The sequence below is a fragment of the Pseudomonas resinovorans NBRC 106553 genome (assembly GCF_000412695.1).
Classification (GTDB): Bacteria; Pseudomonadota; Gammaproteobacteria; order Pseudomonadales; family Pseudomonadaceae; genus Metapseudomonas; species Metapseudomonas resinovorans_A.
In genome coordinates this window covers 5731812-5757650 of sequence record NC_021499.1, presented here as the reverse complement: position 1 = coordinate 5757650, position 25839 = coordinate 5731812, and the positions used below count along the sequence as shown (strand labels likewise).

At 66.0% G+C, this 25839-nt stretch carries 21 protein-coding genes and 2 tRNA genes; 18 read left to right on the top strand and 5 right to left on the bottom strand.

Going from position 1 to position 25839, the window contains the following annotated elements; all coding sequences use genetic code 11:
- Positions 1–9: 9 nt before the first annotated feature.
- Complete coding sequence (locus PCA10_RS25905; protein ID WP_041770452.1) at positions 10–1533, bottom strand: HDOD domain-containing protein; 1524 nt, start codon at positions 1531–1533, stop codon at positions 10–12.
- A 117-nt stretch (positions 1534–1650) separates the two neighbouring features.
- Between PCA10_RS25905 and motA the strand changes: the two genes are divergently transcribed.
- Together motA and motB are read left to right on the top strand one after the other, a co-directional pair.
- Complete coding sequence (gene motA / locus PCA10_RS25900) at positions 1651–2502, top strand: flagellar motor stator protein MotA (RefSeq protein ID WP_016495050.1); 852 nt, start codon at positions 1651–1653, stop codon at positions 2500–2502.
- A gap of 10 nt (positions 2503–2512) precedes the next feature.
- The gene (gene motB, locus PCA10_RS25895; protein WP_016495049.1) at positions 2513–3562 is read left to right on the top strand and encodes a flagellar motor protein MotB; all 1050 of its coding nucleotides are present in this window, start codon (positions 2513–2515) and stop codon (positions 3560–3562) included.
- 74 nt (positions 3563–3636) lie between these two features.
- Here the strand turns inward: motB and rsgA are convergent, their stop codons facing one another.
- On the bottom strand, positions 3637–4668 hold the full coding sequence (gene rsgA / locus PCA10_RS25890) for a small ribosomal subunit biogenesis GTPase RsgA (protein WP_016495048.1): 1032 nt from the start codon (positions 4666–4668) through the stop codon (positions 3637–3639).
- Positions 4669–4962: 294 nt separating this feature from the next.
- Here rsgA and orn point away from each other — a divergent pair, with 294 nt between their 5' ends.
- Positions 4963–5505 (top strand): oligoribonuclease, encoded by a 543-nt coding sequence (orn, locus tag PCA10_RS25885; RefSeq protein WP_016495047.1) that lies wholly within the window; start codon positions 4963–4965, stop codon positions 5503–5505.
- On the opposite strand, the gene queG is transcribed toward orn, so the two are convergent.
- Positions 5495–6577: a tRNA epoxyqueuosine(34) reductase QueG gene (gene queG / locus PCA10_RS25880; protein WP_016495046.1), complete on the bottom strand. Its 1083-nt coding sequence runs from the start codon at positions 6575–6577 to the stop codon at positions 5495–5497. The two genes, orn and queG, sit on opposite strands and share 11 nt — an antisense overlap.
- 68 nt (positions 6578–6645) lie before the next feature.
- Here queG and PCA10_RS25875 point away from each other — a divergent pair, with 68 nt between their 5' ends.
- The 13 genes from PCA10_RS25875 to PCA10_RS25815 all read left to right on the top strand — a co-directional run bounded on the left by PCA10_RS25875 (position 6646) and on the right by PCA10_RS25815 (position 21712).
- The gene (locus PCA10_RS25875; RefSeq protein WP_016495045.1) at positions 6646–8145 is read left to right on the top strand and encodes a bifunctional ADP-dependent NAD(P)H-hydrate dehydratase/NAD(P)H-hydrate epimerase; all 1500 of its coding nucleotides are present in this window, start codon (positions 6646–6648) and stop codon (positions 8143–8145) included.
- Entirely contained in the window at positions 8133–8600 is a 468-nt protein-coding gene (gene tsaE / locus PCA10_RS25870) for a tRNA (adenosine(37)-N6)-threonylcarbamoyltransferase complex ATPase subunit type 1 TsaE (protein ID WP_016495044.1), read from the top strand. The genes PCA10_RS25875 and tsaE overlap by 13 nt, the downstream gene beginning before the upstream one ends.
- An 8-nt stretch (positions 8601–8608) precedes the next feature.
- Positions 8609–10042, top strand: a complete 1434-nt coding sequence (locus tag PCA10_RS25865) for an N-acetylmuramoyl-L-alanine amidase (RefSeq protein ID WP_144277008.1) — start codon at positions 8609–8611, stop codon at positions 10040–10042.
- Positions 10039–11919, top strand: coding sequence for a DNA mismatch repair endonuclease MutL (mutL, locus tag PCA10_RS25860; protein ID WP_016495042.1), 1881 nt, complete (start codon positions 10039–10041; stop codon positions 11917–11919). The genes PCA10_RS25865 and mutL overlap by 4 nt, the downstream gene beginning before the upstream one ends.
- A 2-nt stretch (positions 11920–11921) precedes the next feature.
- A complete protein-coding gene (miaA, locus tag PCA10_RS25855) occupies positions 11922–12896 on the top strand; it encodes a tRNA (adenosine(37)-N6)-dimethylallyltransferase MiaA (protein ID WP_016495041.1) in 975 nt (324 codons plus the stop codon).
- A 102-nt stretch (positions 12897–12998) separates the two neighbouring features.
- Positions 12999–13253, top strand: a complete 255-nt coding sequence (hfq, locus tag PCA10_RS25850) for an RNA chaperone Hfq (RefSeq protein ID WP_003453015.1) — start codon at positions 12999–13001, stop codon at positions 13251–13253.
- Between the two features lie 13 nt (positions 13254–13266).
- Positions 13267–14568, top strand: coding sequence for a ribosome rescue GTPase HflX (gene hflX, locus PCA10_RS25845; RefSeq protein ID WP_016495040.1), 1302 nt, complete (start codon positions 13267–13269; stop codon positions 14566–14568).
- Positions 14569–14664: 96 nt separating this feature from the next.
- On the top strand, positions 14665–15843 hold the full coding sequence (gene hflK / locus PCA10_RS25840) for an FtsH protease activity modulator HflK (RefSeq protein ID WP_016495039.1): 1179 nt from the start codon (positions 14665–14667) through the stop codon (positions 15841–15843).
- Positions 15843–16712, top strand: a complete 870-nt coding sequence (gene hflC / locus PCA10_RS25835; RefSeq protein WP_016495038.1) for a protease modulator HflC — start codon at positions 15843–15845, stop codon at positions 16710–16712. The genes hflK and hflC overlap by 1 nt, the downstream gene beginning before the upstream one ends.
- Positions 16713–16818: 106 nt before the next feature.
- Complete coding sequence (locus PCA10_RS25830) at positions 16819–17004, top strand: DUF2065 domain-containing protein (RefSeq protein ID WP_041770987.1); 186 nt, start codon at positions 16819–16821, stop codon at positions 17002–17004.
- A gap of 34 nt (positions 17005–17038) precedes the next feature.
- Complete coding sequence (locus tag PCA10_RS25825) at positions 17039–18223, top strand: ATP phosphoribosyltransferase regulatory subunit (protein ID WP_016495036.1); 1185 nt, start codon at positions 17039–17041, stop codon at positions 18221–18223.
- A 103-nt stretch (positions 18224–18326) separates the two neighbouring features.
- Positions 18327–19622, top strand: a complete 1296-nt coding sequence (locus PCA10_RS25820) for an adenylosuccinate synthase (RefSeq protein ID WP_016495035.1) — start codon at positions 18327–18329, stop codon at positions 19620–19622.
- Positions 19623–19777: 155 nt separating this feature from the next.
- Positions 19778–21712: a methyl-accepting chemotaxis protein gene (locus tag PCA10_RS25815; protein WP_016495034.1), complete on the top strand. Its 1935-nt coding sequence runs from the start codon at positions 19778–19780 to the stop codon at positions 21710–21712.
- Positions 21713–21821: 109 nt separating this feature from the next.
- Here the strand turns inward: PCA10_RS25815 and PCA10_RS25810 are convergent.
- Positions 21822–21908: transfer RNA gene (locus PCA10_RS25810), tRNA-Leu, on the bottom strand.
- 111 nt (positions 21909–22019) lie between these two features.
- Positions 22020–22106: transfer RNA gene (locus PCA10_RS25805), tRNA-Leu, on the bottom strand.
- A 205-nt stretch (positions 22107–22311) separates the two neighbouring features.
- On the opposite strand from PCA10_RS25805, the gene rnr reads away from it, so the two are divergent.
- Entirely contained in the window at positions 22312–25050 is a 2739-nt protein-coding gene (gene rnr, locus PCA10_RS25800; protein WP_016495033.1) for a ribonuclease R, read from the top strand.
- A complete protein-coding gene (gene rlmB / locus PCA10_RS25795) occupies positions 25047–25793 on the top strand; it encodes a 23S rRNA (guanosine(2251)-2'-O)-methyltransferase RlmB (protein ID WP_016495032.1) in 747 nt (248 codons plus the stop codon). The genes rnr and rlmB overlap by 4 nt, the downstream gene beginning before the upstream one ends.
- The last annotated feature ends 46 nt before the right edge of the window (positions 25794–25839 follow it).

Here is a 25839-nt window from a genome sequence, read left to right as displayed (position 1 = left end):
TTGTAGCGCCTAGCGGCCGCGACTGGCGAAAGCGGCGAGGGCTCGTTCGATGCACTGGGCGGTCTTGGCGAAGGCGCGCAGGCCGAGTTCGGAGAACGGCGCGCCATCCTGGTCGGCCACCACGAGCATGGCCACCCGGCCGTTCACCGCCAGGGAGCGCAGCAGCAGGTAGTTGCCCGGGAGCAGGCCCTTCAGCTGGCCCGGCAGCAGCGCGGAGAACTGCGCCATGTTGTCCGGCCCCAGGCGCAGCTGCCCGGCCTGGCTCAGCAAGCGGCGCAGGACCTGGCTCTGGCCGGGGTCCAGTTGCAGGCCGTTGGCCTCCTTGGGCATGCCGGCCTGTTGCTGGACCATCAGGCGGCTGTGGTTGCGGTCGGCCAACAGCACCAGGACCCGGCTCATGCCGCCGCTGTGCAGGGCGTCGCGGGCGCAGGCGGAGAGTTGCACCACGTTGGCGAAGGGGCTGGGCTCGCGCAGCAGTTCGCCGCAGTGACGGCGCCAGTCGTCCAGGGCGGCGGCGTTCGGCGTTGGCGCGGCCACGGGCTCCGGACGCAGGCGTTGCTGGTGCCAGGGCCAGAGCAGCGCCTCGGCGGGGTGCCAGAGGTCGCCGCGGGCATGCAGGCGCCCGCTCTGGGCCGCATGCTGGTGAACCTGTTGCTGCAGTTCGTCGAGAGGGGTCTTGAGGAACAGCCCGGTGAGCCGCTGCCAGCGCAAGCTGTGGTCGTCGCCCCAGCCGACATGGGCGGAAATCGCCAGGCCGTTGGCCAGCAGCACCGTATTGCCCGGCTGGGTGAGCCAGCGACCCAGGATCGGGTTGGCGTCCAGTTGCTGTTGCTGCTGCAGCGGATGTTCGTTGTCGCGGGCGATGTGCAGGGCCTTGACCAGCAGGCGGCGATCATCGCTCAGCAGGCGGTAGCCCTGGATGATCCAGTCGGGCAGTTTCCAGTGCTCGGCCAGGCGTTGGCAGAGCTGCAGCAGGGGCACGCCGAGCAGCTCGCGCTCGACCTTGAGGGCCGGCTCGCCTGCGCCCAGCACGCGTTTTTCCCAGTTGGCGAACAGCTCCGGGTGGCTGGCCAGCAGCGGCCACAGTGGCGAAAGGAACAGCAGGCTGCACCAGTGGACTTCCTGCCAGAGGCGCGCCAGGCGTGCGGCAAACAGGCCGTTGGCCTGCTGGGTGGCGTGCTGGCTGATGAGCAGCAATTGGCGCAGGGCCTGGGGGATTTCTTCCTCGGGCACCGCCGGCAGGCGGTTTAGGAGTGTTTCGGCGCGTTTCAGCCCGAGGCGGGTGAGGGCGACCTCCAGGCTTTCGGCCGGGCTGCTCAGCATGTTGCTGGTGGCGTTGGCCTCACGCAGCAGGCTGAGGGCCAGCGCCGGGCTTTCCTGGGTCAGGTCGGCGATATCGCGCAGGGAGCGGCGGTTGTCGCCCAATGCCCGGCGAACTTTCTCGTGGGCGGCGGCGGGGACGGGCAAGCGAACTCCATCGAGGTGCTTGATCCATCCATCAAGGCTGCGTGGCATGGGCTTTGCGGTTGACATGGGGGGCCGCCAATCTGGCTTTTCGCCTGAACAGGCTATAGTCTGGCGCATATCTTCCGATAATTAGAAGGGGCACTTTTCATAACCCTTTCTACTGACTCATCAAGCTTCCTTCCTATGGCAAAAATCATCGGCATCATCGTCGTATTCGCCAGTGTGCTCGGCGGATACATCCTGTCCCACGGTAAGGTCGGCGCGCTGATCCAGCCCTTCGAAGTGCTGATCATCGGCGGTGCGGCGCTTGGCGCGTTCCTGCAGGCCAACCCCGGCAGCACGACCATGATCGTCTTCAAGAAGTCGCTGAAGATGTTCGGCACCCGCTTCACCCATGGTTTCTACCTGGAAGTGCTGCGCCTGCTCTACGAGATCCTCAACAAGAGCCGCCGCGAAGGGATGATGGCCATCGAGGCCGACATCGAGGACGCCGCCGCCAGCCCGATCTTCAGCAAGTACCCCGGTATCCTCAAGGATGACCGGATGACCGCCTATATCTGCGACTACCTGCGCATCATGTCGTCCGGCAACATGGCGCCCCACGAACTGGAAGGCCTGTTCGACATGGAGCTGGCCAGCATGAAGGAAGAGCTGGAACACCCGGCCCACGCTGTCAACCGCATCGCCGACGGCCTGCCGGGCTTCGGTATTGTCGCCGCGGTACTCGGCATCGTGGTGACCATGGCCATGCTGGGCGAGGCCGAGCAGGCCGCGCTGGGCCAGCACGTGGGTGCGGCGCTGGTGGGTACCTTCCTCGGTATTCTCGCGGCCTATGGCTTCTTCGGCCCGCTGGCGGTGTCCCTGGAGCATGACGCTCGCGAAGAGTTGAACGTGTTCGAGTCGATCAAGGCCTGCCTGGTGGCATCGGCTTCCGGCATGCCGCCGTCCCTGGCCGTGGAGTTCGGCCGCAAGACGCTGTTCCCGGCGCACCGGCCGAGCTTCAGCGAGCTGGAGCAGGCCGTGCGCGGCAGCTGAAGGCTGAGTCATGGAGAACAATCAGCCGATCATCGTCAAGCGCGTCAAGCGCTACGCCGCCGGGCACCACGGCGGCGCCTGGAAGATCGCCTTCGCCGACTTCGCCACGGCGATGATGGCCTTCTTCCTGGTGCTCTGGCTGATGTCCTCGGCCACCCCGGAACAGAAGAAGGCCATCTCCGGCTATTTCAAGGACCCCATCGGGTTCACCGAGAGCGCCAGCCCCTACGTCATCGACCTGGGCGGTACGCCGACCCCCGCACCTGACCGCACCCTGAACCCCGAGTTGAAGGATGCCCCCGATTCCCAGGAAGCGGCCATCGACTCCACCGACACCACGCCCGTCGACGCCAGCCAGGTGGAAACCCTGGCCGACCAGATCGAACGCGAGCGCCTGGAACTGCTGCTGCAGGAGTTGCAGAACAAGGTCGAAGAGAACCCCGAGCTGCGCAAGTTCAAGGACCAGATCCTCTTCGAGATCACCCAGGACGGCCTGCGTATCCAGATCATGGACGCCGCCAACCGGCCGATGTTCGATCTCGGCAGTGCGCGCCTGCAGCCCTATTTCGAGGACATCCTGCTGATCCTCGCCGAAACCATCAAAGCCGTGCCGAACAAGATCAGCATCAGCGGCCACACCGACGCCAAGCCCTATGCCGGCGATGGCGAGTTCGGCAACTGGGAGCTTTCCGCCGGCCGCGCCAACGCCGCGCGCCGGACCCTGATCGCCGGTGGTTACCCCGACGAGCAGGTGGCGCGCGTGGTGGGCTACGCCTCCTCGGCGCTGTTCGATCGCAAGGACCCCTTCAATCCGGTCAACCGCCGCATCGACATCATCGTCCTGACCAAGAAGGCCCAGCGCGCCATCGAGGGTGAGCAGGGCGATGGCGACAAGGCCGCCGAGCCTGCGCCTGGGCAGCCCCAGGCGCCCATCGATGGCGCCGCGCCCCAGGCTCCGGGCGGGGAGCAGTCCGCGCCGGTACAGCCCCGCGAACTTCGGGAGAAACTGAATATCTTCGAAGACGGCGTACTGAAGATGGATGAGCCCAAGGGGCAGTGATTCCGTCGGGAATGAAAAAAAGGCCACGCATTGCGTGGCCTTTTTCATTTCTGGCGATCAAGTCGGCCCGAGGCTCAATACTCGCTCTCGGGCATGCTGGCGAGAATATGCCGATAGCTCGCCATGCGTTGCGGGTGCACGCGGCCGTCTTCCAGGGCCTTGAGCAGCGCGCAGCCGGGCTCGCGGTCGTGCTTGCAGTCGCGGAAGCGGCAGGTGCCGATCAGCTCGTTGAACTCGATGAAGCCGGCTTCCACGTCGTCACGGCTGACATGGCCCAGGCCGAATTCGCGGATACCGGGGGAGTCGATCAGCTCGCCGCCGCCGGGGAAGTGGAACAGCCGCGCGGTGGTGGTGGTGTGGGTGCCCTTGCCGGTGAGTTCGGAGAGGGGGCCGACACGGGTATCCACCCCCGGGAGCAGGCTGTTGACCAGGGATGACTTGCCCACCCCGGACTGGCCGACGAACACGCTGATATGGCCGTCGAGCCGCGTCATCAGGTCTTCCATGCCGCCGCCCTGGCTGGCCGAGACTTCCAGCAGCGGATAGCCCAGATCCCGGTAGACGCCGAGCAGCGCGTCGAGCATGGCGCCGTTCTCGTCATCCACCAGGTCGGCCTTGTTCAGCAGCAGCAGCGGGCGGATGCCGGCATGCTCGGCGGCGATCAGGTAGCGGTCGATCAGGTTGGCGTGGGGATGGGGCAGGGGGGCGAAGACGATGACGATCTGGTCGACGTTGGCCGCCACCGGCTTGAGCACGCCGCGCATGTCCGGGCGGCAAAGCTCCGACGTGCGCGGCAGTTGAGCCACGATCACGCCAATGCCCTGGTTGCCGGAGCGCCAGACCACGCGGTCGCCGGTCACCAGCGGCGGCAGGTTGGCGCGCAGGTGGCAGCGCATGATCTGGCCGGCCTGATCGCCTTCCAGGGCCTCGACCTCCACCTGGACGCCGAAGTGGGCGATTACCAGGCCGGTCTGCTCGGGGCCGAGGTCGCCGCCTTCGAGTTCTTCGACCGCGCGCGACTCCCGCTTGGCTGCACGAGCAGCGCGCTCTTCCTGAATCTTCTCGATGCGCCAGCTTTGCCGGCGTGTCAGTTGGCGTTTGGCCATGGTGGTTCCGCTTGGAAAAAACCGCGCGAGTTTAGCACGCGGCCCACATCCTCAGGCTCCAAGAGCCGGTTCACGATTTCGCGAGCTAGAGTCATGCAAGGCGCAACGACCAACGGGAGTAACAGCCGCAGGCTGGCCCACAGGGTGAGCGCCAGCGAATCAAACAGGCGAGGAAGCGGAGTTTACAGCTGTAAATGAGCATTCCGAGCCTGCTTTTAACGCAGCAGGGCCGACGCGCAGCAAATCGTGGATAGGCTCTGAGCTAGAATGCGCGTCTTGCCCTGGAGACCGACTATGCCCAATGCCCTGAACCTGATCTGGATCGATCTGGAAATGACCGGCCTGAACCCGGACACGGACGTCATCATCGAGATGGCCACCATCGTCACCGACAGCGACCTCAACGTGCTGGCCGAGGGGCCGACCATCGCCATCCACCAGAGCGACGAGATCCTCGCCGGCATGGACGAGTGGAACACCCGCCAGCACGGCCAGAGCGGCCTGACCCAGCGTGTGCGTGACAGCCGCATCAGCGCTGCCGAAGCCGAAGCCCAGACGCTGGCTTTCCTCGAGCAATGGGTGCCCAAGGGCAAGTCGCCGATCTGCGGCAACAGCATCTGCCAGGACCGCCGCTTCCTCTATCGCCACATGCCGCAGCTGGAAGCCTACTTCCACTACCGCAACCTGGACGTTTCCACCGTCAAGGAGCTGGCCGCGCGCTGGGCGCCGGCAGTACGCGACGGGGTGAAGAAGAGCAGCACCCACCTGGCGCTGGACGATATCCGCGACTCGATTGCCGAGCTGCAGCACTACCGCGAACACTTCTTCAAGATCTGACGTCGCGCGCGCTGGCCCGGTGCCGGGCCAGCGCCCACTCCACATGCTCGCGCACCAGAGCCGAGGGATGCTCGCGGCGCAGGTGCAGGGCCTCCAGTACCGGAATGCTCGAGGGCGCATTGCCCAGTCCTACCGCCAGGTTGCGCAGCCAGCGCTCGTAGCCGGCGCGGCGTAGCGGCGAGCCTTCGGTGCGGCTGAGGAACTCCTCTTCGCTCCAGCGGAACAGCTCGGCCAACTCGGCGTTGTCCAGGCCGTGGCGTGGCTGGAAGTCGCCTTCACCCGATGGGCGGGCGAAGCGGTTCCAGGGGCAGACCATCTGGCAGTCGTCGCAACCGAAGACCCGGTTGCCGATGAGCGGGCGCAGCTCTTCGGGAATGCTGCCCTTGTACTCGATGGTCAGGTAGGAAATGCAGCGCCGGGCATCGAGCTGGTAGGGGCCGACGAAGGCGGCGGTCGGGCAGATGTCCAGGCAGGCCGAACAGCGTCCGCAATGCTCGCTGCCGTGGGGCTCATCCACCGGGAGGGGCGCGTCGACGAACAGCTCGCCGAGGAAGAAGTAGCTGCCGGCCTTGCGGTTGAGCACCAGGGTGTTCTTGCCGATCCAGCCAAGCCCCGCCTGCTCGGCGATGGCTTTCTCCAGCACCGGTGCGCTGTCGACGAAGGCGCGGTAGCTGAACGGCCCGACGGCCTGTTCGATGCGCTCGGCCAGCTGCTGCAGGCGCTTGCGGATCAGCTTGTGGTAGTCGCGGCCCAGGGCGTAGCGGGAAACGTAGGCCTTCTCCGGCTGTCCCAGCACCTGGGCCATGCGGGTGTCGCCGGCCAGGTAGTCCATGCGCAGGGAGATCACCCGCAGGGTGCCGGGCACCAGTTCGTCCGGGTGGGAGCGCTTGCTGCCATGGGCGGCCATGTAGTCCATCTCGCCCTGGTAGCCGGCGTCCAGCCAGCGTTGCAGGTGGGCCTCGTGCTCGCCCAGTTCGACACCGCTGATGCCCACTTGCTGGAAGCCGAGTTCGCGCCCCCATTCCTTGATGGATTGGGCCAGCGTGGCGAGTTCTTGCGTGGAAAGGCTCATTCTGGGGCGGGAAACCGGTACCGAGGTGGATATAATTCTGCCAGACCTCACTGCCCCAGCCGAATCCGATGCTTGCTTCGCGCGACGACCTGCCCATTTCGCTCCACTCCGCCGCCCAGGTGCGGGACCTCGACGCGCGCCTGATCGCGGCCGGAACTCCCGGTTTCGAACTGATGCGGCGCGCCGCCCACGCCACCTGGCGAGCCCTGCGCCGCCGCTGGCCGGAGGCGGGTTGCGTCAGTGTGCTGGTCGGCAAGGGCAACAATGCCGGCGATGGTTACCTGGTGGCCGCCCTGGCCTTGCGTGCCGGCTGGCGGGTGAAGCTCCTCGCGGTGGGCGCGGCCGATGCGCTGGTGGGCGACGCCGCCCTGGCGAAGGACGAGGCCGTCGCCGCCGGCAACCAGATCCAGCCCTGGACCGAATGCACGGTGCTGGAAGGCGTGGTGGTGGACGCACTGCTGGGCACCGGTCTGTCCGGGGCGGTGCGCGAACCCTACGCCCAGGCCATTCGCCTGCTCAACGCCAGCGGCTTGCCGGTGCTGGCCGTGGACATTCCCTCCGGCCTCTGCGCGGATACCGGCCGCATGCTGGGTGTCGCCGTGCGGGCGGACCTGACGGTCAGTTTCATCGGCCTCAAGCTCGGCCTGTTCACCGCCGACGCGCCAAACCAGGTGGGTGAGCTGGTGTTCGATGACCTCCAGGCCGATCCGGCGCTGGTCGCGGCGACGCCAAGGGTCGCCGAGCGCATGGCGGTAGGCAGCCTGCAGCGTCTTGCGCCGCGCCCGCGCACCGCACACAAGGGGCAGTTCGGCCACCTGCTGGTGGTGGGCGGGGATCGCGGCCTGGGTGGTGCGGCGCTGCTCTCGGCGGAAAGCGCCCTGCGCAGCGGCGCCGGGCTGGTGTCCCTGGCAACCCGGCCTGAACATGTAGCAGCCGCCCTGGCGCGACGTCCGGAAGTGATGTGCGCCGGGGTGAGCTCCGCCAACCAGTTGCTGGGCCTGGCGGAGAAAGCCGATGTACTGGTGCTGGGGCCGGGCCTGGGGCAGGGGGCCTGGGGCCGTAGCCTGCTCAGCGCGGTCGCCGGCCTGGCCGTGCCCCAGGTCTGGGATGCCGATGCGCTCAATCTGCTGGCCGGCGGCGAGATCCGTCTGGGTGGCCGCTGCGTGATCACCCCCCATCCGGGCGAGGCCGCGCGCCTGCTGGGCATTTCCACGGCCGAGGTGCAGGCGGACCGACCGCGCGCGGTCCTGGCCTTGGCGCGACGTTTCGACGCTGTTGTGCTGCTCAAGGGGGCCGGTAGTCTGGTGGCCGCCTCCGATGGCCGCATCGCGCTGTGCGACCGAGGCCATCCAGTGATGGCCGGCGCCGGGCTTGGCGACGTGCTCGCCGGGCTGATCGGCGCCCTGCTGGCCCAAGGCATGGACGGCTACGCCGCCACCTGCCTGGCCGTCTGGCTGCATGCCCACGCGGGCGAGAGCCTGGCCCGTCAGGGGCGGGGGCTGGCGGCCAGTGACCTGATTCCGACCATTCGTCAGTTGCTCGAGGAGTTTGCACCGTGCCTGAAGTGATCCTGCATGCCGAGGGCGAGGACGCCATGATGGCCCTCGGGGCCCGCCTGGCCACCGTTACCGGAGGGCGCGGCATCCTCTACCTGCATGGCGACCTGGGAGCGGGCAAGACCACGCTATCTCGCGGCCTGCTGCGGGGGCTGGGCCATGCCGGGGCGGTGAAGAGCCCCACCTTCACCCTGGTCGAGCCTTATGAAATAGGTGACAAGCGCGCCTTCCATTTCGATCTATACCGTCTGGCCGACCCGGAAGAACTGGAATTTATGGGCATCCGCGATTACTTCGACGGCGATGTCCTGTGCCTGATCGAGTGGCCTCAGCGAGGCGTCGGCGTTTTGCCAAAGGCCGACCTGGACATTAACATTACGCCGCAAGCGGGCGGCCGTTCGCTGCGTTTCACGCCACACACAGCGCGTGGCGAAGCATGGTGTGCCGCCCTGGCCTTGGGAGCATGAAAACAAAGATGGGGTGGGGTATGCGCTCGCGCGCACTGTTTGCCGGGATTGGGGTTCTGCTTGCGGCGTTCGCCGCTGATGTCCTGGCCGCCGCGGAGGTTCGCGGGGTGCGCCTGTGGCGAGCTCCCGACAACACGCGGCTGGTCTTCGACCTGTCCGGGCCCGTGCAGCATTCGGTGTTCACGCTGACGTCGCCCAATCGCATCGTCATCGACATCAACGGCGCCCAGCTGGCCACCAAGCTGGAGCAGCTGTCCCTCAGCAACACGCCGATCACCAGCGTCCGCTCCGCCCAGCGCAGCCCCACTGACCTGCGCGTGGTGATCGACGTCTCCACGTCGGTGACGCCCAAGAGCTTCTCCCTGGCGCCCAACCAGCAATACGGCAACCGCCTGGTGGTGGACCTGTTCGATCCGGAGGCCGCCGGCGAAGCCACCGCGCCTCGGGTAGCGGTCGCACCGAGCACGCCGCAACCCCCGGTCACCCCGACCCAGCCGGCGCCGAGCAACCTGCCGCCGGTTCCGGGTGGCAAGCGCGACATCGTGATCGCCATCGACGCCGGCCATGGTGGTGAAGACCCCGGCGCCCTCGGGCCCAAGGGCCAGCACGAGAAGAACGTGACCCTGGCGATTGCCAAGGAGCTGCAGCGGCAGATCAACCAGGAGAAGGGTTTCCGTGGTGAGCTGGTGCGTACCGGCGACTACTTCATCCCGCTGCGCAAGCGCACCGAGATCGCCCGTAAGAAGGGCGCCGACCTGTTCGTCTCCATCCACGCCGATGCCGCGCCCAGTCGCAGCGCCTTCGGTGCCTCGGTGTTCGCCCTGTCGGACCGTGGCGCCACCTCGGAAACCGCACGCTGGCTGGCCGACAACGAAAACCGCTCCGACCTGATCGGCGGCGTGGGCAGCGTCAGCCTGGATGACAAGGACCGCATGCTGGCCGGTGTGCTGCTGGACCTGTCGATGACCGCGACCATGTCCTCCAGCCTCAATGTCGGGCAGAAGGTGCTGTCCAACGTCGGCCAGGTGACTTCGCTGCACAAGCGCCGCGTGGAACAGGCCGGCTTCATGGTGCTGAAATCCCCGGACATCCCCTCGATCCTGGTGGAAACCGGATTCATCTCCAACCACAACGAATCCCAGAAACTGGCGAGCCCGAGCCACCAGCAGGCGCTGGCGCGCTCGATCAGGACCGGCGTGAAGCAGTTCTTCCAGCAGAACCCGCCGCCCGGCACCTACATCGCCATGCTGCGTGACCAGGGCAAGATCGCCATGGGGCCCCGTGAACACCTGGTGACCTCCGGCGAGAGCCTGGCGCTGATCGCCCAGCGCTACGAAGTGAGCATGGCCACCCTGCGCAAGGCCAACTCCCTGACCAGCGACAACCTCAAGGCCGGCCAGACCCTCAAGATTCCCGCCGCGGCTCTGGCGGCCCAGCCATGAGTGAATTGCCCCGCATCCAGCTGCTCACGCCGCGGCTGGCGAACCAGATTGCCGCCGGTGAAGTGGTCGAACGCCCGGCGTCAGTCATCAAGGAATTGCTGGAGAACAGCCTCGATGCAGGCGCTCGGCGCATTGACGTCGACGTGGAGCAGGGCGGCATCAAGCTGTTGCGGGTGCGCGACGACGGCGGCGGCATCCCCGCCGAAGACCTGCCCCTGGCGCTGGCCCGTCACGCCACCAGCAAGATCCGCGACCTGGAAGACCTGGAACGGGTGATGAGCCTCGGCTTCCGGGGCGAGGCCCTGGCGTCCATCAGTTCGGTGGCGCGCCTGACCATGACCTCGCGCACCGCCGACGCCGACCAGGCCTGGCAGGTGGAAACCGAAGGCCGCGACATGGAAGCGCGGGTGCAACCCGCCGCACACCCCGTGGGCACCTCGGTGGAGGTGCGCGACCTGTTCTTCAATACCCCGGCGCGGCGCAAGTTCCTGCGCGCGGAGAAGACCGAGTTCGACCACCTGCAGGAAGTCATCAAGCGCCTGGCCCTGGCCCGCTTCGACGTGGCCTTCAACCTGCGCCATAACGGCAAGACCATCTTCGCCCTGCACGAGGCGCGCGACGCCATCGCCCGTGCCCGCCGCGTGGCCACCGTCTGCGGCCCGGCCTTCCTCGAGCAGGCGCTGCCCATCGAAGTGGAGCGCAATGGCCTGCACCTCTGGGGCTGGGTCGGCCTGCCGACCTTCTCCCGCAGCCAGGCGGACCTGCAGTACTTCTACGTGAACGGGCGCATGGTGCGCGACAAACTGGTGGCCCATGCCGTGCGCCAGGCCTACCGCGACGTGCTCTACAACGGCCGGCACCCGACGTTCGTGCTGTTCTTCGAGGTCGATCCGGCGGTGGTCGACGTCAACGTGCACCCGACCAAGCACGAAGTGCGCTTCCGCGACGGGCGCATGGTGCATGACTTCCTCTACGGCACGCTGCATCGCGCGCTGGGCGAGGTGCGTCCCGAGGATCAACTGGCCGCGCCGGCCGCCACCGACGCGGTGGTGCGTCCCACCGGCATCGCCGCCGGCGAGTTCGGCCCGCAGGGCGAGATGAGCCTCGCCGCCAATGTGCTGGAGCGACCGACGGCCGAACCGTCCTGGCGTCCTCCGGCTGGCGCCGGCTACCAGGCGCCCCGTCCGCAGCCCGTGGTGCCGATTGCCGAGGCCCAGGGCGCCTACCGCGAATACTTCGCGCCGCTGCCGACGGGCTCCGCCCCGGCTGCGCTGCCGGAATCCCAGGGCGATATCCCGCCCCTGGGCTATGCGCTGGCCCAGCTCAAGGGTATCTACATCCTGGCGGAAAACGCCCTCGGACTGGTGCTGGTGGACATGCACGCGGCCCATGAGCGCATTACCTACGAGCGCCTGAAAGTGGCCATGGCCAGTGAAGGGCTCAAGGGGCAGCCGCTGCTGGTGCCCGAATCCATCGCGGTGAGCCAGCGCGAGGCCGATTGCGCGGAAGAACACGGCGAGTGGTTCCGTCGCCTGGGCTTCGAGCTGCAGCGCCTCGGTCCGGAAACCCTGGCGATCCGGCAGATTCCCGCGCTGCTGAAGCAGGCCGAGGCCTCGCAGCTGGTGCGCGACGTGCTGTCCGACCTGCTGGAGTACGGCACCAGCGACCGCATCCAGGCGCACCTGAACGAACTCCTGGGGACCATGGCCTGCCACGGCGCCGTGCGCGCCAATCGCCGCCTCACCCAGCCGGAGATGAATGCCCTGCTGCGGGACATGGAACACACCGAGCGCAGCGGCCAGTGCAACCATGGGCGTCCGACCTGGACCCAATTGGGCATGGATGAGCTGGACAAGCTGTTCCTGCGCGGTCGTTGACGATGGCTGAACGCCTGCCGCCGGCAATCTTCCTCATGGGTCCCACCGCCGCCGGCAAGACCGACCTGGCGCTGGAACTCGCGCGTACCCTGCCCTGTGAGCTGGTCAGCGTCGATTCGGCGCTGATCTACCGCGACATGGATATAGGAACGGCCAAGCCGGACAAGGCGACCCTGGCCGAATTCCCCCACCGCCTGATCGATATCCGCGATCCCGCCGAGAGTTACTCGGCCGCGGAGTTTCGTGCCGACGCCCTGGCGGCCATGGCCGAAATCAGCGGTCGGGGCCGGATTCCGCTGCTGGTGGGTGGCACCATGCTCTATTACAAGGCCTTGCTCGAAGGTCTGGCGGACATGCCCAGCGCGGATCCCGAGGTGCGCGCCGAGCTGGAAGCCCGCGCCGCCCGCGAAGGCTGGGCTGCGCTGCATCGTGAGTTGGCGGCGGTGGACCCGGAGTCGGCCGCCCGCATTCACCCCAATGATCCCCAGCGCCTTACCCGGGCGCTGGAGGTGTACAAGGTCAGCGGACTCAGCATGACCGCCCATCGACAGCGGCAGGCTGCGCAGAATGCGCTCGGCGAGGCGTCAGGATCGGGGCATTTGCCGTATACTGTCGCGCATCTGGCCATCGCTCCGGCGCAACGTCAGGTATTGCACGAAAGAATTGCGCAACGATTTCGCCTGATGCTGGAACAGGGCTTCATCGATGAGGTCCAAGCGCTGCGCCGCAGAAGCGACTTGCATGCAGGACTACCGTCGATAAGGGCGGTCGGCTACCGCCAGGTCTGGGATTACCTGGATGGCGGACTGACCCGGGCGGAGATGGAAGAACGGGGCATCATCGCTACCCGCCAACTCGCCAAACGACAGTTCACCTGGTTGCGCAGTTGGTCCGACCTGTACTGGTTGGATAGCCTGGCTTGCGACAATCTGCCGCGTACCTTGAAATACCTGAAGTCAGTCTCCATATTGAACTGAGACCTTACTGGTTACCGTCTATCCTTGGGGCTAGGGTGGATACCAGTCATCTTTCTTCTCATTTGAAAACTAAAACGATTTTTCCCTAAAGGAGTGCGGCACATGTCAAAAGGGCATTCGCTACAAGACCCTTACCTCAATACCCTGCGTAAGGAACGCGTACCGGTTTCCATCTATCTGGTGAACGGCATCAAGCTGCAAGGCCAGATCGAATCCTTCGACCAGTTCGTGATTCTGCTGAAGAACACTGTCAGCCAGATGGTCTACAAACACGCCATCTCCACTGTGGTGCCGAGTCGCCCTGTACGCCTGCCGAGTGCTTCCGAGCAGGAGCAGCCCGAGCCGGGCAACGCCTAAATAGGAGACTGCTTTGTTTTTCGAACGCCCTGGTGGTGGTGAACGGGCCATCCTGGTTCATCTGGAAGGCCAAGATCCCGAGGCGCGCGAAGACCCGCAGGAGTTCCTGGAACTTGCACGTTCGGCCGGTGCGGAAACGGTGGCTTTCATCTCCGTTACCCGTCACCAGCCAACGGCCAAGTACCTGATCGGTAGCGGCAAGGTCGACGAGCTGCATGACCTGGTTCAAGCCGAAAAAGCTGAACTGGTCATCTTCAACCATACCCTCACACCCAGTCAGGAGCGCAACCTCGAGCGCGCCTTCGAGTGCCGGGTGCTCGACCGTACCGGTCTGATTCTCGATATCTTCGCCCAGCGCGCCCGGACCCACGAGGGCAAGCTGCAGGTCGAACTGGCCCAGCTTGAGCACATGAGCACGCGGCTGGTACGCGGCTGGACCCACCTTGAGCGGCAGAAGGGCGGTATCGGCCTGCGCGGCCCGGGTGAAACCCAGCTGGAAACCGACCGTCGACTGCTGCGCGTACGCATCCGCCAGATCAAGCAGCGCCTGGAGAAGGTGCGCAGTCAGCGCGAACAGGCCCGCCGCGGGCGCAAGCGCGCGGATATCCCGGTGGTTTCCCTGGTCGGCTATACCAACGCCGGCAAGTCCACGCTGTTCAATTCCCTGACCACCTCCGAGGTCTACGCGGCCGACCAGTTGTTCGCCACCCTCGACCCGACCTTGCGCCGGCTCGAGCTGGACGACCTGGGTCCGGTGGTCCTGGCCGACACCGTGGGCTTCATTCGTCACCTGCCGCACAAGCTGGTGGAGGCCTTCCGGGCTACCCTTGAAGAATCCGCCAACGCCGACCTGCTGCTGCATGTGATCGACGCCCATGAGCCCGAGCGCATGGCACAGATCGAGCAGGTGTTGGCGGTGCTGGGCGAAATCGGTGCCGAAGGGCTGCCAATGCTGGAGGTCTACAACAAGGTCGACCTCCTGGAGAACGTCGAGCCGCACATCCAGCGCGATGCCGATGGCAAGCCCGAGCGGGTCTGGCTTTCGGCGCGCGAGGGCAGCGGCGTGGAGTTGCTGGAGCAGGCGGTCGCCGAGTTGCTGGGCGATGATCTGTTCGTGGGTACCCTGTGCCTGCCGCAGCGTTTTGGCCGGTTACGGGCGCAATTCTTTGCGCTTGGTGCGGTGCAGACCGAGGATCACAATGAGGCGGGTGACATACTGCTCGCCGTGCGCTTGCCGCGCGTTGAACTGAACCGGTTGGTCAGCCGCGAAGGTTGGCAGCCGAGCGAGTTTCTCGAGCAACACACTTTGCAATAAAGCCCGTTTAGGTGGTTTTGCGGCGGGCCGCAGGCTTGGGTAGCATGGGCGGGCGCGCCGTGGGCGCGTCTTTGCTTTATCAGTATGGAGAGCGCTATGGCTTGGAATGAGCCGGGTGGCAACTCGAATAACCAGGACCCGTGGGGCGGACGCCGTGGTGGCGATCGCAAAGGACCACCGGACCTGGATGAGGCCTTCCGCAAGCTGCAGGACAGCCTGAACGGACTGTTTGGCAGCGGCAAGAAACGTGGCGGCAGTGGCGGCGACGATGGTGGCAGTGGCAGGTCGGGCGGTTTCGGCCTGATCGGCATCAGCCTGGCCGTCCTGGCTGCGGTCTGGCTGTACAGCGCCGTCTACGTGGTGGATGAGCAGGAGCAGGCCGTGGTGCTGCGCTTCGGCAAATACCATGAGACCGTCGGCCCTGGCCTGAACATCTACTTCCCGCCGATCGATCGCCGATTCCAGGAGAACGTCACCCGCGAGCGTGCCTACAGCAAGCAGGGGCAGATGCTCACCGAGGACGAGAACATCGTCGAAGTACCGCTCACCGTCCAATACAAGATCAGCAACCTCAAGGACTTCGTGCTGAACGTCGACCAGCCCGAGATCAGCCTGCAGCACGCCACCGAAAGCGCCCTGCGCCACGTGGTCGGCTCCACCGAGATGGATCAGGTGCTGACTGAAGGTCGCGAGCTCATGGCCAGCGAGATCAAGGAGCGCCTGCAGCGCTTCCTCGACACCTATGGCACCGGTATCACCGTCACCCAGGTCAACGTACAGAGCGCGGCTGCCCCGCGGGAAGTGCAGGAAGCCTTCGACGACGTGATCCGCGCCCGCGAAGACGAACAGCGAGCCAAGAACCAGGCCGAGGCCTATGCCAACGCCGTGGTCCCTGAGGCCCGTGGCCAGGCCCAGCGAATCATCGAGGATGCCCACGGCTACCGCGATGAGGTGGTGGCTCGCGCCGAGGGTGAGGCCAATCGCTTCGGCATGCTGCTCACCGAGTACCACAAGGCACCGGAAATCACCCGTCAGCGCCTGTACCTGGAAAACATGCAGGACGTACTGTCCAGCACCAGCAAGGTCCTGATGGCCGGCAAGGAAGGGCAAAGCAACCTGCTTTACCTGCCGCTGGACAAGATGATCGACAACCGTGGCGCCAGTCCGGCCCCGGCAGCGCCGGCAGGATCGGCCGCCGCCACTGGCAGCGACCTCGGATCGCGCGTCGCCACTGACTTGCAGCAGCGCAATTCGCGTTCCAGGGAGAGTCGCTGATGAGCAATAAATCGCTATTCGCCCTGATTGGCGGTGTGGTGCTGGCACTGGTCCTGTGGAGCAGCCTGTTCATCGTGTCGCAGACCGAAAAGGCGGTCCTGCTGCAGTTTGGTCGTATCGTCAACGCTGATCTGCAGCCTGGCTTGCACTTCAAGATTCCGTTCGTCAACCAGGTGCGCAAGTTCGACGCCCGCCTGCTGACCCTGGATTCGCCGACCCAGCGCTTCCTCACTCTCGAGAAGAAAGCGGTGATGGTGGATGCGTTCGCCAAATGGCGCGTGGCCGATGCCGAGCGTTTCTACACCGCGACCTCCGGCATGAAGCAGATCGCCGACGAGCGCCTGTCCCGCCGTCTGGAAGCGGGCCTGCGCGACCAGTTCGGCAAGCGCACCCTGCACGAAGTGGTGTCGGGTGAGCGCGATGCGCTGATGGCCGAGATCACCGGCTCCCTCAATCGCATGGCCAACAAGGAGTTGGGCATCGAGGTGGTGGACGTGCGGGTCAAGGCCATCGACCTGCCCAAGGAAGTCAACCGCAGCGTCTTCGAGCGGATGAGCACCGAGCGTGAGCGTGAGGCTCGCGAGCACCGCGCCAAGGGTGCGGAGCTGGCCGAGGGTATCCGTGCCGACGCCGACCGTCAGCGCCGCGTGCTGCTGGCCGAGGCCTATCGCGAAGCCGAGGAAGCCCGCGGTGAGGGTGACGCCAAGGCGGCCGCCATCTACGCCAAGGCCTTCGGGGCGGACCAGGAGTTCTACGCGTTCCACCGTAGTCTCCAGGCCTATCGTGAAAGCTTCTCGAACAAGAGCGACGTGATGGTCCTGGATTCCGATAGCGATTTCTTCCGCTATCTGGACAAGTCCGTACGCTGACCCAGTCTCCCGGCGGACGCTCATCGTCCGCCGGGGTGACCGTCAGGGAAAACGTGTTATCATGGGTCAGCCGGGAAATCCCGGCTTTTTTGCGTCCGCGGGAATCATGTGGCAGGAACTCGGCATTGCGTTTTGTCTGATGCTGGTGCTGGAAGGCATCCTGCCCTTCCTCTATCCGCGCCGTTGGCGCGCCGCGGTGCTTGGGGTGGCGGGGTTCAAGGACCGCCATCTCCGCCTGATGGGCCTGTCCAGCATGTTGCTGGGGACTGGCCTCCTGTATTTGCTTCACTGATGACATGCCGCCCGGCTGAGAGGGGATTGGCGAAATGGCAACGGTAGATCGCTGGCTGCTGCCAGACGGTATCGAAGAAGTACTGCCGCCCGAAGCGGCACGCATCGAGGCAGCCCGCCGCCAGGTGCTGGATCTGTTCCAGCGTTGGGGCTACGACTTCGTGGTCACTCCGCACATCGAATATCTCGAGTCTCTCCTGACCGGTGCCGGCCAGGACCTCGACCTGCGTACCTTCAAGGTGACCGACCCGCAGTCGGGCCACCTGATGGGATTCCGCGCCGACATCACGCCGCAGGTGGCGCGCATCGACGCCCACACCCTGCGTCGCGAAGGCCCGAACCGCCTGTGCTATGCCGGCAGCGTGCTGCACGCCAAGCCGCGTGCGCTGTCCACGTCGCGCAGCCCGATCCAGTTGGGTGCCGAGCTCTATGGCGACGCCAGCCCGGCCAGTGACGTAGAAGTCATCAGCCTGATGCTGGAAATGCTCGAGCTCGCCGCCGTGCCGGACGTGCACATGGACCTCGGTCATGTCGGCATCTACCGCGGCCTGGCCAAGGCCGCAGGCCTTTCCGGCGAAGCCGAGCGCGATCTGTTCGACGCCCTGCAGCGCAAGGCGGTGGACGAAGTCGCCCAGCTCACGGAAGGGTTGCCGCACGAGCTGGCTTCCATGCTGCGTTCCCTGGCCGAGCTCTGTGGCGGCCGCGAAGTGCTGGACCTGGCCCAGGGCGTGCTGATGGATGCCCCGACCGAAGTGCACCGCGCGCTGGACGAGTTGATCGCCATCGCCGACGCCCTGGAGTTGCGCTATCCGGAGCTGCCGCTGTACTTCGACCTGGGCGAATTGCGTGGCTACCGCTACCACACCGGGGTGGTGTTCGCCGCCTTCGTGCCGGGTGTCGGGCAGTCCATCGCCCAGGGCGGCCGTTATGACGACATCGGCGCGGACTTCGGTCGTGCCCGTCCCGCCACCGGCTTCTCTACCGACCTGAAGACCCTGGTGACCCTGGGCAACATGGCGCTGGATCAGCCGGCCCCTGGTGTCTGGGCGCCGGACAGCCGCGACCCCTACCTCTGGTACGAGGTCAAGCGACTGCGTGCCGACGGGCAGCGCGTCGTGCAGGCCCTGCCGGGGCAGGAAGTGGCAAGTGCCACAGAGGCGGATTGCGATCGCCAGCTGGTCCTGCGTGACGGGCGCTGGCAAGTGGCAGCGCTCTCCTAGGGAGCGGCTTCATGGCCGGCGCCTTGGGGTCGGCCACTAACGAGTTTCCGTGTTTTCCGCTGGCTACCGCCGGCATCGAGCTTCTGCGAAGAGGACAAGAGTTATGGGTAAGAATGTCGTAGTCCTGGGCACCCAGTGGGGTGATGAGGGTAAGGGCAAGATCGTCGATCTGCTGACCGACCAGGCTGCCGCCGTCGTGCGTTACCAGGGCGGCCACAACGCCGGCCACACCCTGGTGATCGATGGCGAGAAGACCGTGCTGCACCTGATCCCGTCCGGCATCCTGCGCGAGAACGTCGAGTGCCTGATCGGCAACGGCGTCGTGGTCGCGCCCGATGCGCTGATGCGCGAAATCACCAAGCTGGAAGAGAAGGGTGTACCGGTGCGCGAGCGCCTGCGCATCAGCCCGGCTTGCACCCTGATCCTGCCGTACCACGTGGCCCTGGACCAGGCCCGCGAGAAAGCCCGTGGCGACGCCAAGATCGGCACCACCGGCCGCGGTATCGGCCCGGCCTATGAAGACAAGGTGGCTCGTCGCGGTCTGCGCATCGGCGACCTGTTCCATCGCGAGCGCTTCGCCGCCAAGCTGGGTGAGCTGCTGGACTACCACAACTTCGTCCTGCAGAACTATTACAAGGAGCCGGCGGTCGACTTCCAGAAGACCCTGGACGAGGCCCTGGCCTACGCCGAGCTGCTCAAGCCGATGATGGTCGACGTTGCTGCGCGCCTGCACCAGCTGCGCAAGCAGGGCGCCTACATCATGTTCGAGGGCGCGCAAGGCTCGCTGCTGGACATCGACCACGGCACCTACCCCTTCGTGACCAGCTCCAACACCACCGCTGGCGGTACCGCCACCGGTTCCGGTTTCGGCCCGCTGTACCTCGACTACATCCTGGGTATCACCAAGGCCTACACCACTCGCGTAGGTTCCGGTCCCTTCCCCACCGAGCTGTTCGATGAAACCGGCGCCTTCCTGGCCAAGCGCGGCCATGAGTTCGGTTCCACCACCGGCCGCGCCCGTCGCTGCGGTTGGTTCGATGCCGTGATCCTGCGTCGCGCCATCGAGATCAACAGCATCTCCGGCCTCTGCCTGACCAAGCTGGACGTGCTCGACGGCCTGGAAACCATCCGTATCTGCACCGGTTACAAAGGTGCCAACGGTGAGCTCCTGGTCGATGCGCCGACCGACGCCGACAGCTACATCGGCCTGCAGCCGCTCTACGAAGAAATGCCGGGCTGGAGCGAGTCCACCGTCGGCGCCAAGAGCCTGGAAGAGCTGCCGGCCAACGCCCGCGCCTATATCAAGCGCGTGGAAGAGCTGGTGGGTGCGCCGATCGACATCATCTCCACCGGTCCTGACCGTAACGAGACGATCGTCCTGCGTCACCCCTACGCCTGAGTCTCCCGACTCCCCCGAAGGGCCGCCTAGTGCGGCCCTTCGTCGTTTCTACGGCCGCGAATGTCGCACGGTTGGTCGGCACGTACCTTGCTGGCACTTTATAAATCCGAGTTGTCGCCGTTACAGCGGTAACGGTCGTAAAGGAGTCACAAGTCGTGTCAGCCATCCTGTCTTTGCTGCAAAGCCGTTTGCTGCGTCCGGTCTTCATCGCCCTGGGGCTCGCCCTGCTGGTGCAGGTGGTGGTGGCCGTTGCCCTGACGCGGAGCACCGTGAACACCCTGGTGGACGAGCTCGGCGTGCGCCTGGGGGGAGATACCCAGCGCCTGGCCGGTGATCTCGAACAGGCCGGGCAGGAAGTGTCCGGTAGCCTCGGGGCGCTTTCCACCAAGACCCGTGAGCGCCTGGGGGCCGCCCTCAGCGCGCGCCTCCAGCAGGAGCAGGGCCAGCTTCGTCAGACCCTGGAGCAGAACCTCAAGGAGTCGGCCGGCGACCTCGCTCAATTGCTGGCGGCCGTGGCGCCCCGGGCCATGTGGGACAACGACGTGCCCACGCTTTCCGAGTTCGCCCGCCGTGCCCAGCGCAATCCCAATGTGCTCTTCGTCATCTACGACGACGCCAATGGCCAGCACCTGACTCGCTATCTCAATCGCGAGAACCCGCAGATCAAGGCCTTGCTGGCCAAGGGGCAGGGCGAGCGGGCGCTGGACAAGGTGCTGAATGCGGCGGCCAATGATCCGACCGTGTACCTGGTCGACGCCCCCATCAGCCCCAATGGCGTGGAGATCGGCAAGGTGCGCATGGGGGTTTCCACGGCGGCGGTGGAAGAACAGCTGAAGGCGCTGGATCAGCGCTTCGACGCGTTGATCGCCAGTGGCGGCGAGCTGGTCAGTGAAAGCCTTTCGGGCGCGGCCAGCGAAAGCAGCGCCACGCTCACCGCCCGCCTGCAGTCGGCCCGCGAGGCGGCTGCCAACATGAATAGCGGCACCCGCGAAGCGGTGGAGTCGGCAGCGGGCGAGTTGCGCTGGCGCATTGGCGTGGGCCTGGCGCTGGTCGGCCTCGGCGTGTTGCTGGCGCTGGCGGTGGTGCTCGGACGGCGAGTGGTGGTGCGCTTGCGCCTGCTGATCGACGCCCTCGACGACCTGGCCGCAGGCGACGGCGACCTGACCCGTCGGGTCAAGCTCGACAGCCGCGACGAAGTGGGTGAAATGGCGACCGCGGTGAACCGGTTCGTCGACAAGCTGCAGCCCATCGTCCGCGAGGCGGGTGATGTGGCACATCGCACCGGTGTGGAAATCGTTGCGCTTTCGCAGCGCAGCCAGACCGCCGAGGCGGCCGCACACCGCCAGCGCAGTGAAGTGGAAGGCAGCCTGAGTGCGTTGGCCGGCATGGTTTCCGAGGCGCAGGCGGAGAGTCGGGCGATGCAGGACACCCTGCGCCAGGTGGGCGAGATACGCCAGGCGGCCCAGGACAACGCGGCAATCGCGCGGCGGGTCGGTGGTCTGATCGAGACCCTGGAAGAGCGGGTGCAAAACGGCTCGGCCGTGATCGAGCGCCTGGCGCGGCAGAGCGAGCAGATCGAAATGGTGCTGTCGGTGATCCACGGTATTGCCGAGCAGACCAACCTGCTGGCCTTGAACGCCGCGATCGAGGCGGCCAGGGCGGGGGAGAGCGGTCGTGGATTTGCCGTGGTCGCTGACGAGGTTCGCGCGCTGGCCAGCAAGACCCAGCAGTCCACCGGGGATATCCAGGAGCACATCGCGGCGTTGCAGACGGGCGCGCGCGAGGCCGTTTCGGCGATAGCCCAGGCGCGCGAGCGCGCGGTGGAAGGCCTGGACGCGCTGCGTGACAGCGAGCGCCTGCAACAGAGCGTGCAGCAGGCGGTGGAACAGGTGCATGGTGCCGTGCAGGCCGCGGCCCGCGCTGCCGAGCAGCAGGCGGCGGGCGCCGATGGCGTTCGTGGCCGAGTGGATGTGATCCATGCCGAAGCCAGCCTGGCCTCCGAGGCCGTGGCGGCGACCGCCAGCAGCGGGCGTGTGCTCGCCGGCCTGGCCGAACAGCTCAAGGCCAGCCTGGGGCAGTTCAAGGCATAGGGAGTGGTGGGGGAGGGGGCGAGCCGAATGGTCGCCCCTTGAGCCGGGTGGCGAAATATCCAAACGCCAGAAAGCACAAAGCCGAGCAGAGCTCGGCTTTGTTTAAGAGTGGTGCCCAGGAGAAGACTCGAACTTCCACGGTGTTGCCACCGCTAGGACCTGAACCTAGTGCGTCTACCAATTCCGCCACCTGGGCACATTGCGATGATCGCTCATCGACTTATATGGTGTTCATCGTTGGACGACACGGAACCATACGATCCGTTGGAGCAAGAAGCCAAGCTTTTCAGCTCGGATTCTGAATAAATGGTGCCCAGGAGAAGACTCGAACTTCCACGGTGTTGCCACCGCTAGGACCTGAACCTAGTGCGTCTACCAATTCCGCCACCTGGGCACTGGATGCGATGATTGCTCATCCGCTTCCTTCACAACGTCTCAGCGACGCTGTGGGCGCGAACTATACGAGCCGACTTTTGTGTTGTAAACCCCTGAGCGAGAAAAAAATTATTCTTCCGGCTAAGCTGACCGACAATTGGAATTCGCGCTTCAATAAGACACATGGCACATCCCTCTATGGATAAAAAGGCGATCACCCCCTAATGGCCGATTGGCAGAACCTCGATCCCGAGGCCGCCCGCGAGGCGGAAAAATACGAAAACCCCATCCCCAGCCGCGAGCTGATCCTGCAGCGCCTCGACGAGCGCGGTGCCCCTGCCAGTCGTGAGCAACTGGTAGAAGAATTCGGCCTGACCACCGATGAGCAGCTGGAGGCACTGCGTCGACGCCTCCGCGCCATGGAACGCGACGGTCAGCTTATCTATACGCGTCGGGGCACCTATGCCCCGGTGGACAAGCTCGATCTGATCTGCGGCCGCATCAGCGGTCACCGCGACGGCTTCGGCTTCCTCATTCCCGACGATGCATCCGAAGACCTCTTCCTCAGCCCGGCGCAGATGCGCCTGGTGTTCGACGGCGACCGCGCGTTGGCGCGGGTTTCCGGCGTCGATCGCCGTGGGCGCCGCGAAGGTGCCCTGGTCGAGGTCATCGCGCGTGCCCACGAAATCCTGGTGGGCCGTTTCTATGAAGAAAGCGGTATCGCCCGGGTGGTCGCCGACAACCCGAAGATCCAGCAGGAAGTCCTGGTGCCCCATGGCAAGCAGGGCGCGGCCAAGCACGGCCAGTTCGTGCAGGTGAAGATCGAACAGTGGCCGAGCAACTTCCGCCTGGCCCAGGGCGAAGTGGTGGAAGTGCTGGGCGACTACATGGCGCCGGGCATGGAGATCGAGGTTGCCCTGCGCAGCTACGACATCCCCCACGAGTGGCCCGCCGCCGTGATCAAGGAAGCGGCCAAGCTCAAGCCCGAAGTGGCCGAGAAGGACAAGGAAAAGCGCATCGACCTGCGCGACCTGCCCTTGGTCACCATCGATGGCGAGGACGCCCGCGACTTCGACGATGCGGTCTATGCCGAGGCCCGCAAGGGCGGCGGCTGGCGCCTGATCGTCGCCATCGCCGACGTTTCCCACTACGTAAAGGTGGGGTCGGCACTGGATGAGGAAGCGACCAATCGCGGCAACTCGGTGTACTTCCCCGAGAAGGTCATCCCGATGCTGCCGGAGGTCCTGTCCAACGGCCTCTGCTCGCTGAACCCCCTGGTGGACCGCCTGGCCATGGTCTGCGACATGACCATCTCCCGTGCCGGCAAGCTAACCGGCTACGAGTTCTACGAAGCGGTCATCCACTCCCACGCGCGGCTCACCTACACCAAGGTCAGCCAGTTCCTGGAAACCCCCGAGTCCACCGAGGCCGCGCAGTTCGCCGAGCAACTGCCCAACCTGGTCAAGCCCCTGCAGCAGCTCTACAAGCTCTATCAGGCGCTGTTGGCGGCGCGCCAGGTGCGTGGCGCCATCGACTTCGAGACCCAGGAGACCCGCATCGTCTTCGGCGCCGACCGGAAGATCTCGGAGATCCGGCCGACCCAGCGCAACGACGCCCACAAGCTGATCGAGGAGTGCATGCTCTGCGCCAACGTGGCCACGGCGCGCTTCCTCATGCAGCACGAGATCCCGGCGCTCTACCGCGTCCACGACGGCCCGCCCAGCGAGCGCCTGGACAAGCTGCGGCAGTTCCTCGCCGAGCTGGGCCTGTCCCTCAATCGTGGCAAGGACGATCCGACGCCGAGCGATTACCAGGCGCTGCTGGAGAAAATCCGCGAGCGTCCGGATTACCACCTGATCCAGACGGTGATGCTGCGCTCCCTGAGCCAGGCGGTGTACAGCCCGGAGAACGAGGGCCACTTCGGCCTCAACTACGACGCCTACACCCACTTCACCTCGCCGATCCGCCGCTACCCGGACCTGCTGGTGCATCGCGCCATCCGTGGCCTGATCCGCTCCAAGCGGGAAAGCGCCCACGTCCGTCGCGCGGGCGCGGCGAGCATGCCCAAGGCGCGCATCTATCCCTACGACGAAGCCCGCCTGGTGCAGCTGGGCGAGCAGTGCTCGATGACCGAGCGCCGCGCCGACGAAGCCACCCGTGATGTCAGCAACTGGCTGAAATGCGAGTACATGCGTGACCGCGTGGGCGAAACCTTCCCCGGTGTGATTTCGGCGGTGACCGGCTTCGGTATCTTCGTCGAATTGATCGACATCTATGTCGAAGGCCTGGTGCACGTTACCGCGCTGCCGGGCGACTACTACCACTTCGACCCGATCCACCATCGCCTGTCGGGCGAGCGCAGCGGTCGCAGCTTCCGTCTCGGTGACCAGGTGGAAGTGGTGGTGGCCCGCGTCGACCTGGACGAGCGCAAGATCGACTTCGAGCTTTCCGAGAACGTGCTCAGCGCGCCGGTCGGTCGCAAGAAACGCGGTGCCGAACCAGCCGCACCGGCCAAGGCGGAGCCCCGCTTCGGCAAGGGCCGCAGTCGTGGCGCCAAGGGTGCCGCGCGCGCCGCCGCCGCGGTGCAGGATAATGCCCCGCGCGAGCCCAGGGCTGCCGTGGCGCCGCGCCGCGCGCGAGCCGGCAAGGTCCAGGCGCTGCCCGCGGTACCGCCGGAAATGCTCGCCCAGGCCGAAGAGCAGCTCGGCAATACCGACGTGAACCGCAGTCGCGCGCTCAAGCAGGCGTTGCTAAGCGAAGCTCGTCAGGGCGCCAAGGCGAGCAAGGGCACGCGTCCGGCGCAGAAGCCCCTGGACAAGCCGGCCAACGCACAGGCCGAGGGCAGCGCCAAGCCGCCGAAGAAGAAGTCCAAGGCAGCCAAGGCCAAGGCCGCCAGCAAGCCATCGAAACACCGTAAAGGGCCGCCCAAACCCAAGGCGCCCAACAGCAAGGTCAAGAAATGAGTCAGTTGGAGAAAGTCTACGGCGTGCATGCCGTGGAAGCGTTGCTGCGTCACCACCCCAAGCGCGTCAAGCAGCTGTGGCTTGCGGAAAGCCGAAATGACCCGAGAGTCCAGGTGCTCCTCGACCTGGCCGGCCAGCACCGCGTCGCGGTCGGCCACAAGGATCGCCACGAGCTGGACGAGTGGGCCGAAGGCGTGCACCAGGGCGTGGTGGCCGAGGTCAGCCCCAGCCAGGTCTGGGGCGAGAACATGCTCGACGAGTTGCTCGAGCGCACCCCGGGCGCGCCGCTGTTGCTGGCGCTGGATGGCGTCACCGATCCGCACAACCTCGGCGCCTGCCTGCGCACCGCCGACGCCGCCGGCGTGCTGGCGGTGATAGTGCCCAAGGACAAGTCCGCCACCCTCAACGCCACGGTGCGCAAGGTGGCCTGTGGCGCGGCGGAAGTCATGCCGCTGGTGGCCGTGACCAACCTCTCCCGCACCCTGGAGAAACTCCAGAAGAAGGGGCTGTGGGTGGTCGGCACCGCCGGTGAGGCGGAGCAGGAAGTCTTCGACCAGGACATGACCGGGCCCACCGTGCTGGTCATGGGTGCCGAGGGCAAAGGCATGCGTCGCCTGACCCGCGAGCACTGCGATTACCTGGTCAAGCTGCCCATGGGCGGCAGCGTCAGCAGTCTGAACGTCTCGGTAGCCACCGGGGTGTGCCTGTTCGAAGCGGTGCGCCAGCGCAGGTCCAAGGCCTGACCCAGTCGTAGCCCGGATGAAATCCGGGAAGCAGGAGTACGGGCAT

What these genes read in the sequence shown, in the direction of transcription:
- rnr (WP_016495033.1), top strand. Translation starts at nt 22,312, where the DNA reads ATGGCCGATTGGCAGAACCTCGATCCCGAGGCCGCCCGCGAGGCGGAA.
- PCA10_RS25875 (WP_016495045.1), top strand. Translation starts at nt 6,646, where the DNA reads ATGCTTGCTTCGCGCGACGACCTGCCCATTTCGCTCCACTCCGCCGCC.
- mutL (WP_016495042.1), top strand. Translation starts at nt 10,039, where the DNA reads ATGAGTGAATTGCCCCGCATCCAGCTGCTCACGCCGCGGCTGGCGAAC.
- rsgA (WP_016495048.1), bottom strand. Translation starts at nt 4,668, where the DNA reads ATGGCCAAACGCCAACTGACACGCCGGCAAAGCTGGCGCATCGAGAAG.
- rlmB (WP_016495032.1), top strand. Translation starts at nt 25,047, where the DNA reads ATGAGTCAGTTGGAGAAAGTCTACGGCGTGCATGCCGTGGAAGCGTTG.
- PCA10_RS25905 (WP_041770452.1), bottom strand. Translation starts at nt 1,533, where the DNA reads ATGTCAACCGCAAAGCCCATGCCACGCAGCCTTGATGGATGGATCAAG.
- motB (WP_016495049.1), top strand. Translation starts at nt 2,513, where the DNA reads ATGGAGAACAATCAGCCGATCATCGTCAAGCGCGTCAAGCGCTACGCC.
- hflK (WP_016495039.1), top strand. Translation starts at nt 14,665, where the DNA reads ATGGCTTGGAATGAGCCGGGTGGCAACTCGAATAACCAGGACCCGTGG.
- PCA10_RS25865 (WP_144277008.1), top strand. Translation starts at nt 8,609, where the DNA reads ATGGGGTGGGGTATGCGCTCGCGCGCACTGTTTGCCGGGATTGGGGTT.
- motA (WP_016495050.1), top strand. Translation starts at nt 1,651, where the DNA reads ATGGCAAAAATCATCGGCATCATCGTCGTATTCGCCAGTGTGCTCGGC.
- miaA (WP_016495041.1), top strand. Translation starts at nt 11,922, where the DNA reads ATGGCTGAACGCCTGCCGCCGGCAATCTTCCTCATGGGTCCCACCGCC.
- PCA10_RS25825 (WP_016495036.1), top strand. Translation starts at nt 17,039, where the DNA reads ATGGCAACGGTAGATCGCTGGCTGCTGCCAGACGGTATCGAAGAAGTA.
- hfq (WP_003453015.1), top strand. Translation starts at nt 12,999, where the DNA reads ATGTCAAAAGGGCATTCGCTACAAGACCCTTACCTCAATACCCTGCGT.
- hflC (WP_016495038.1), top strand. Translation starts at nt 15,843, where the DNA reads ATGAGCAATAAATCGCTATTCGCCCTGATTGGCGGTGTGGTGCTGGCA.
- queG (WP_016495046.1), bottom strand. Translation starts at nt 6,577, where the DNA reads ATGAGCCTTTCCACGCAAGAACTCGCCACGCTGGCCCAATCCATCAAG.
- PCA10_RS25820 (WP_016495035.1), top strand. Translation starts at nt 18,327, where the DNA reads ATGGGTAAGAATGTCGTAGTCCTGGGCACCCAGTGGGGTGATGAGGGT.
- orn (WP_016495047.1), top strand. Translation starts at nt 4,963, where the DNA reads ATGCCCAATGCCCTGAACCTGATCTGGATCGATCTGGAAATGACCGGC.
- PCA10_RS25830 (WP_041770987.1), top strand. Translation starts at nt 16,819, where the DNA reads ATGTGGCAGGAACTCGGCATTGCGTTTTGTCTGATGCTGGTGCTGGAA.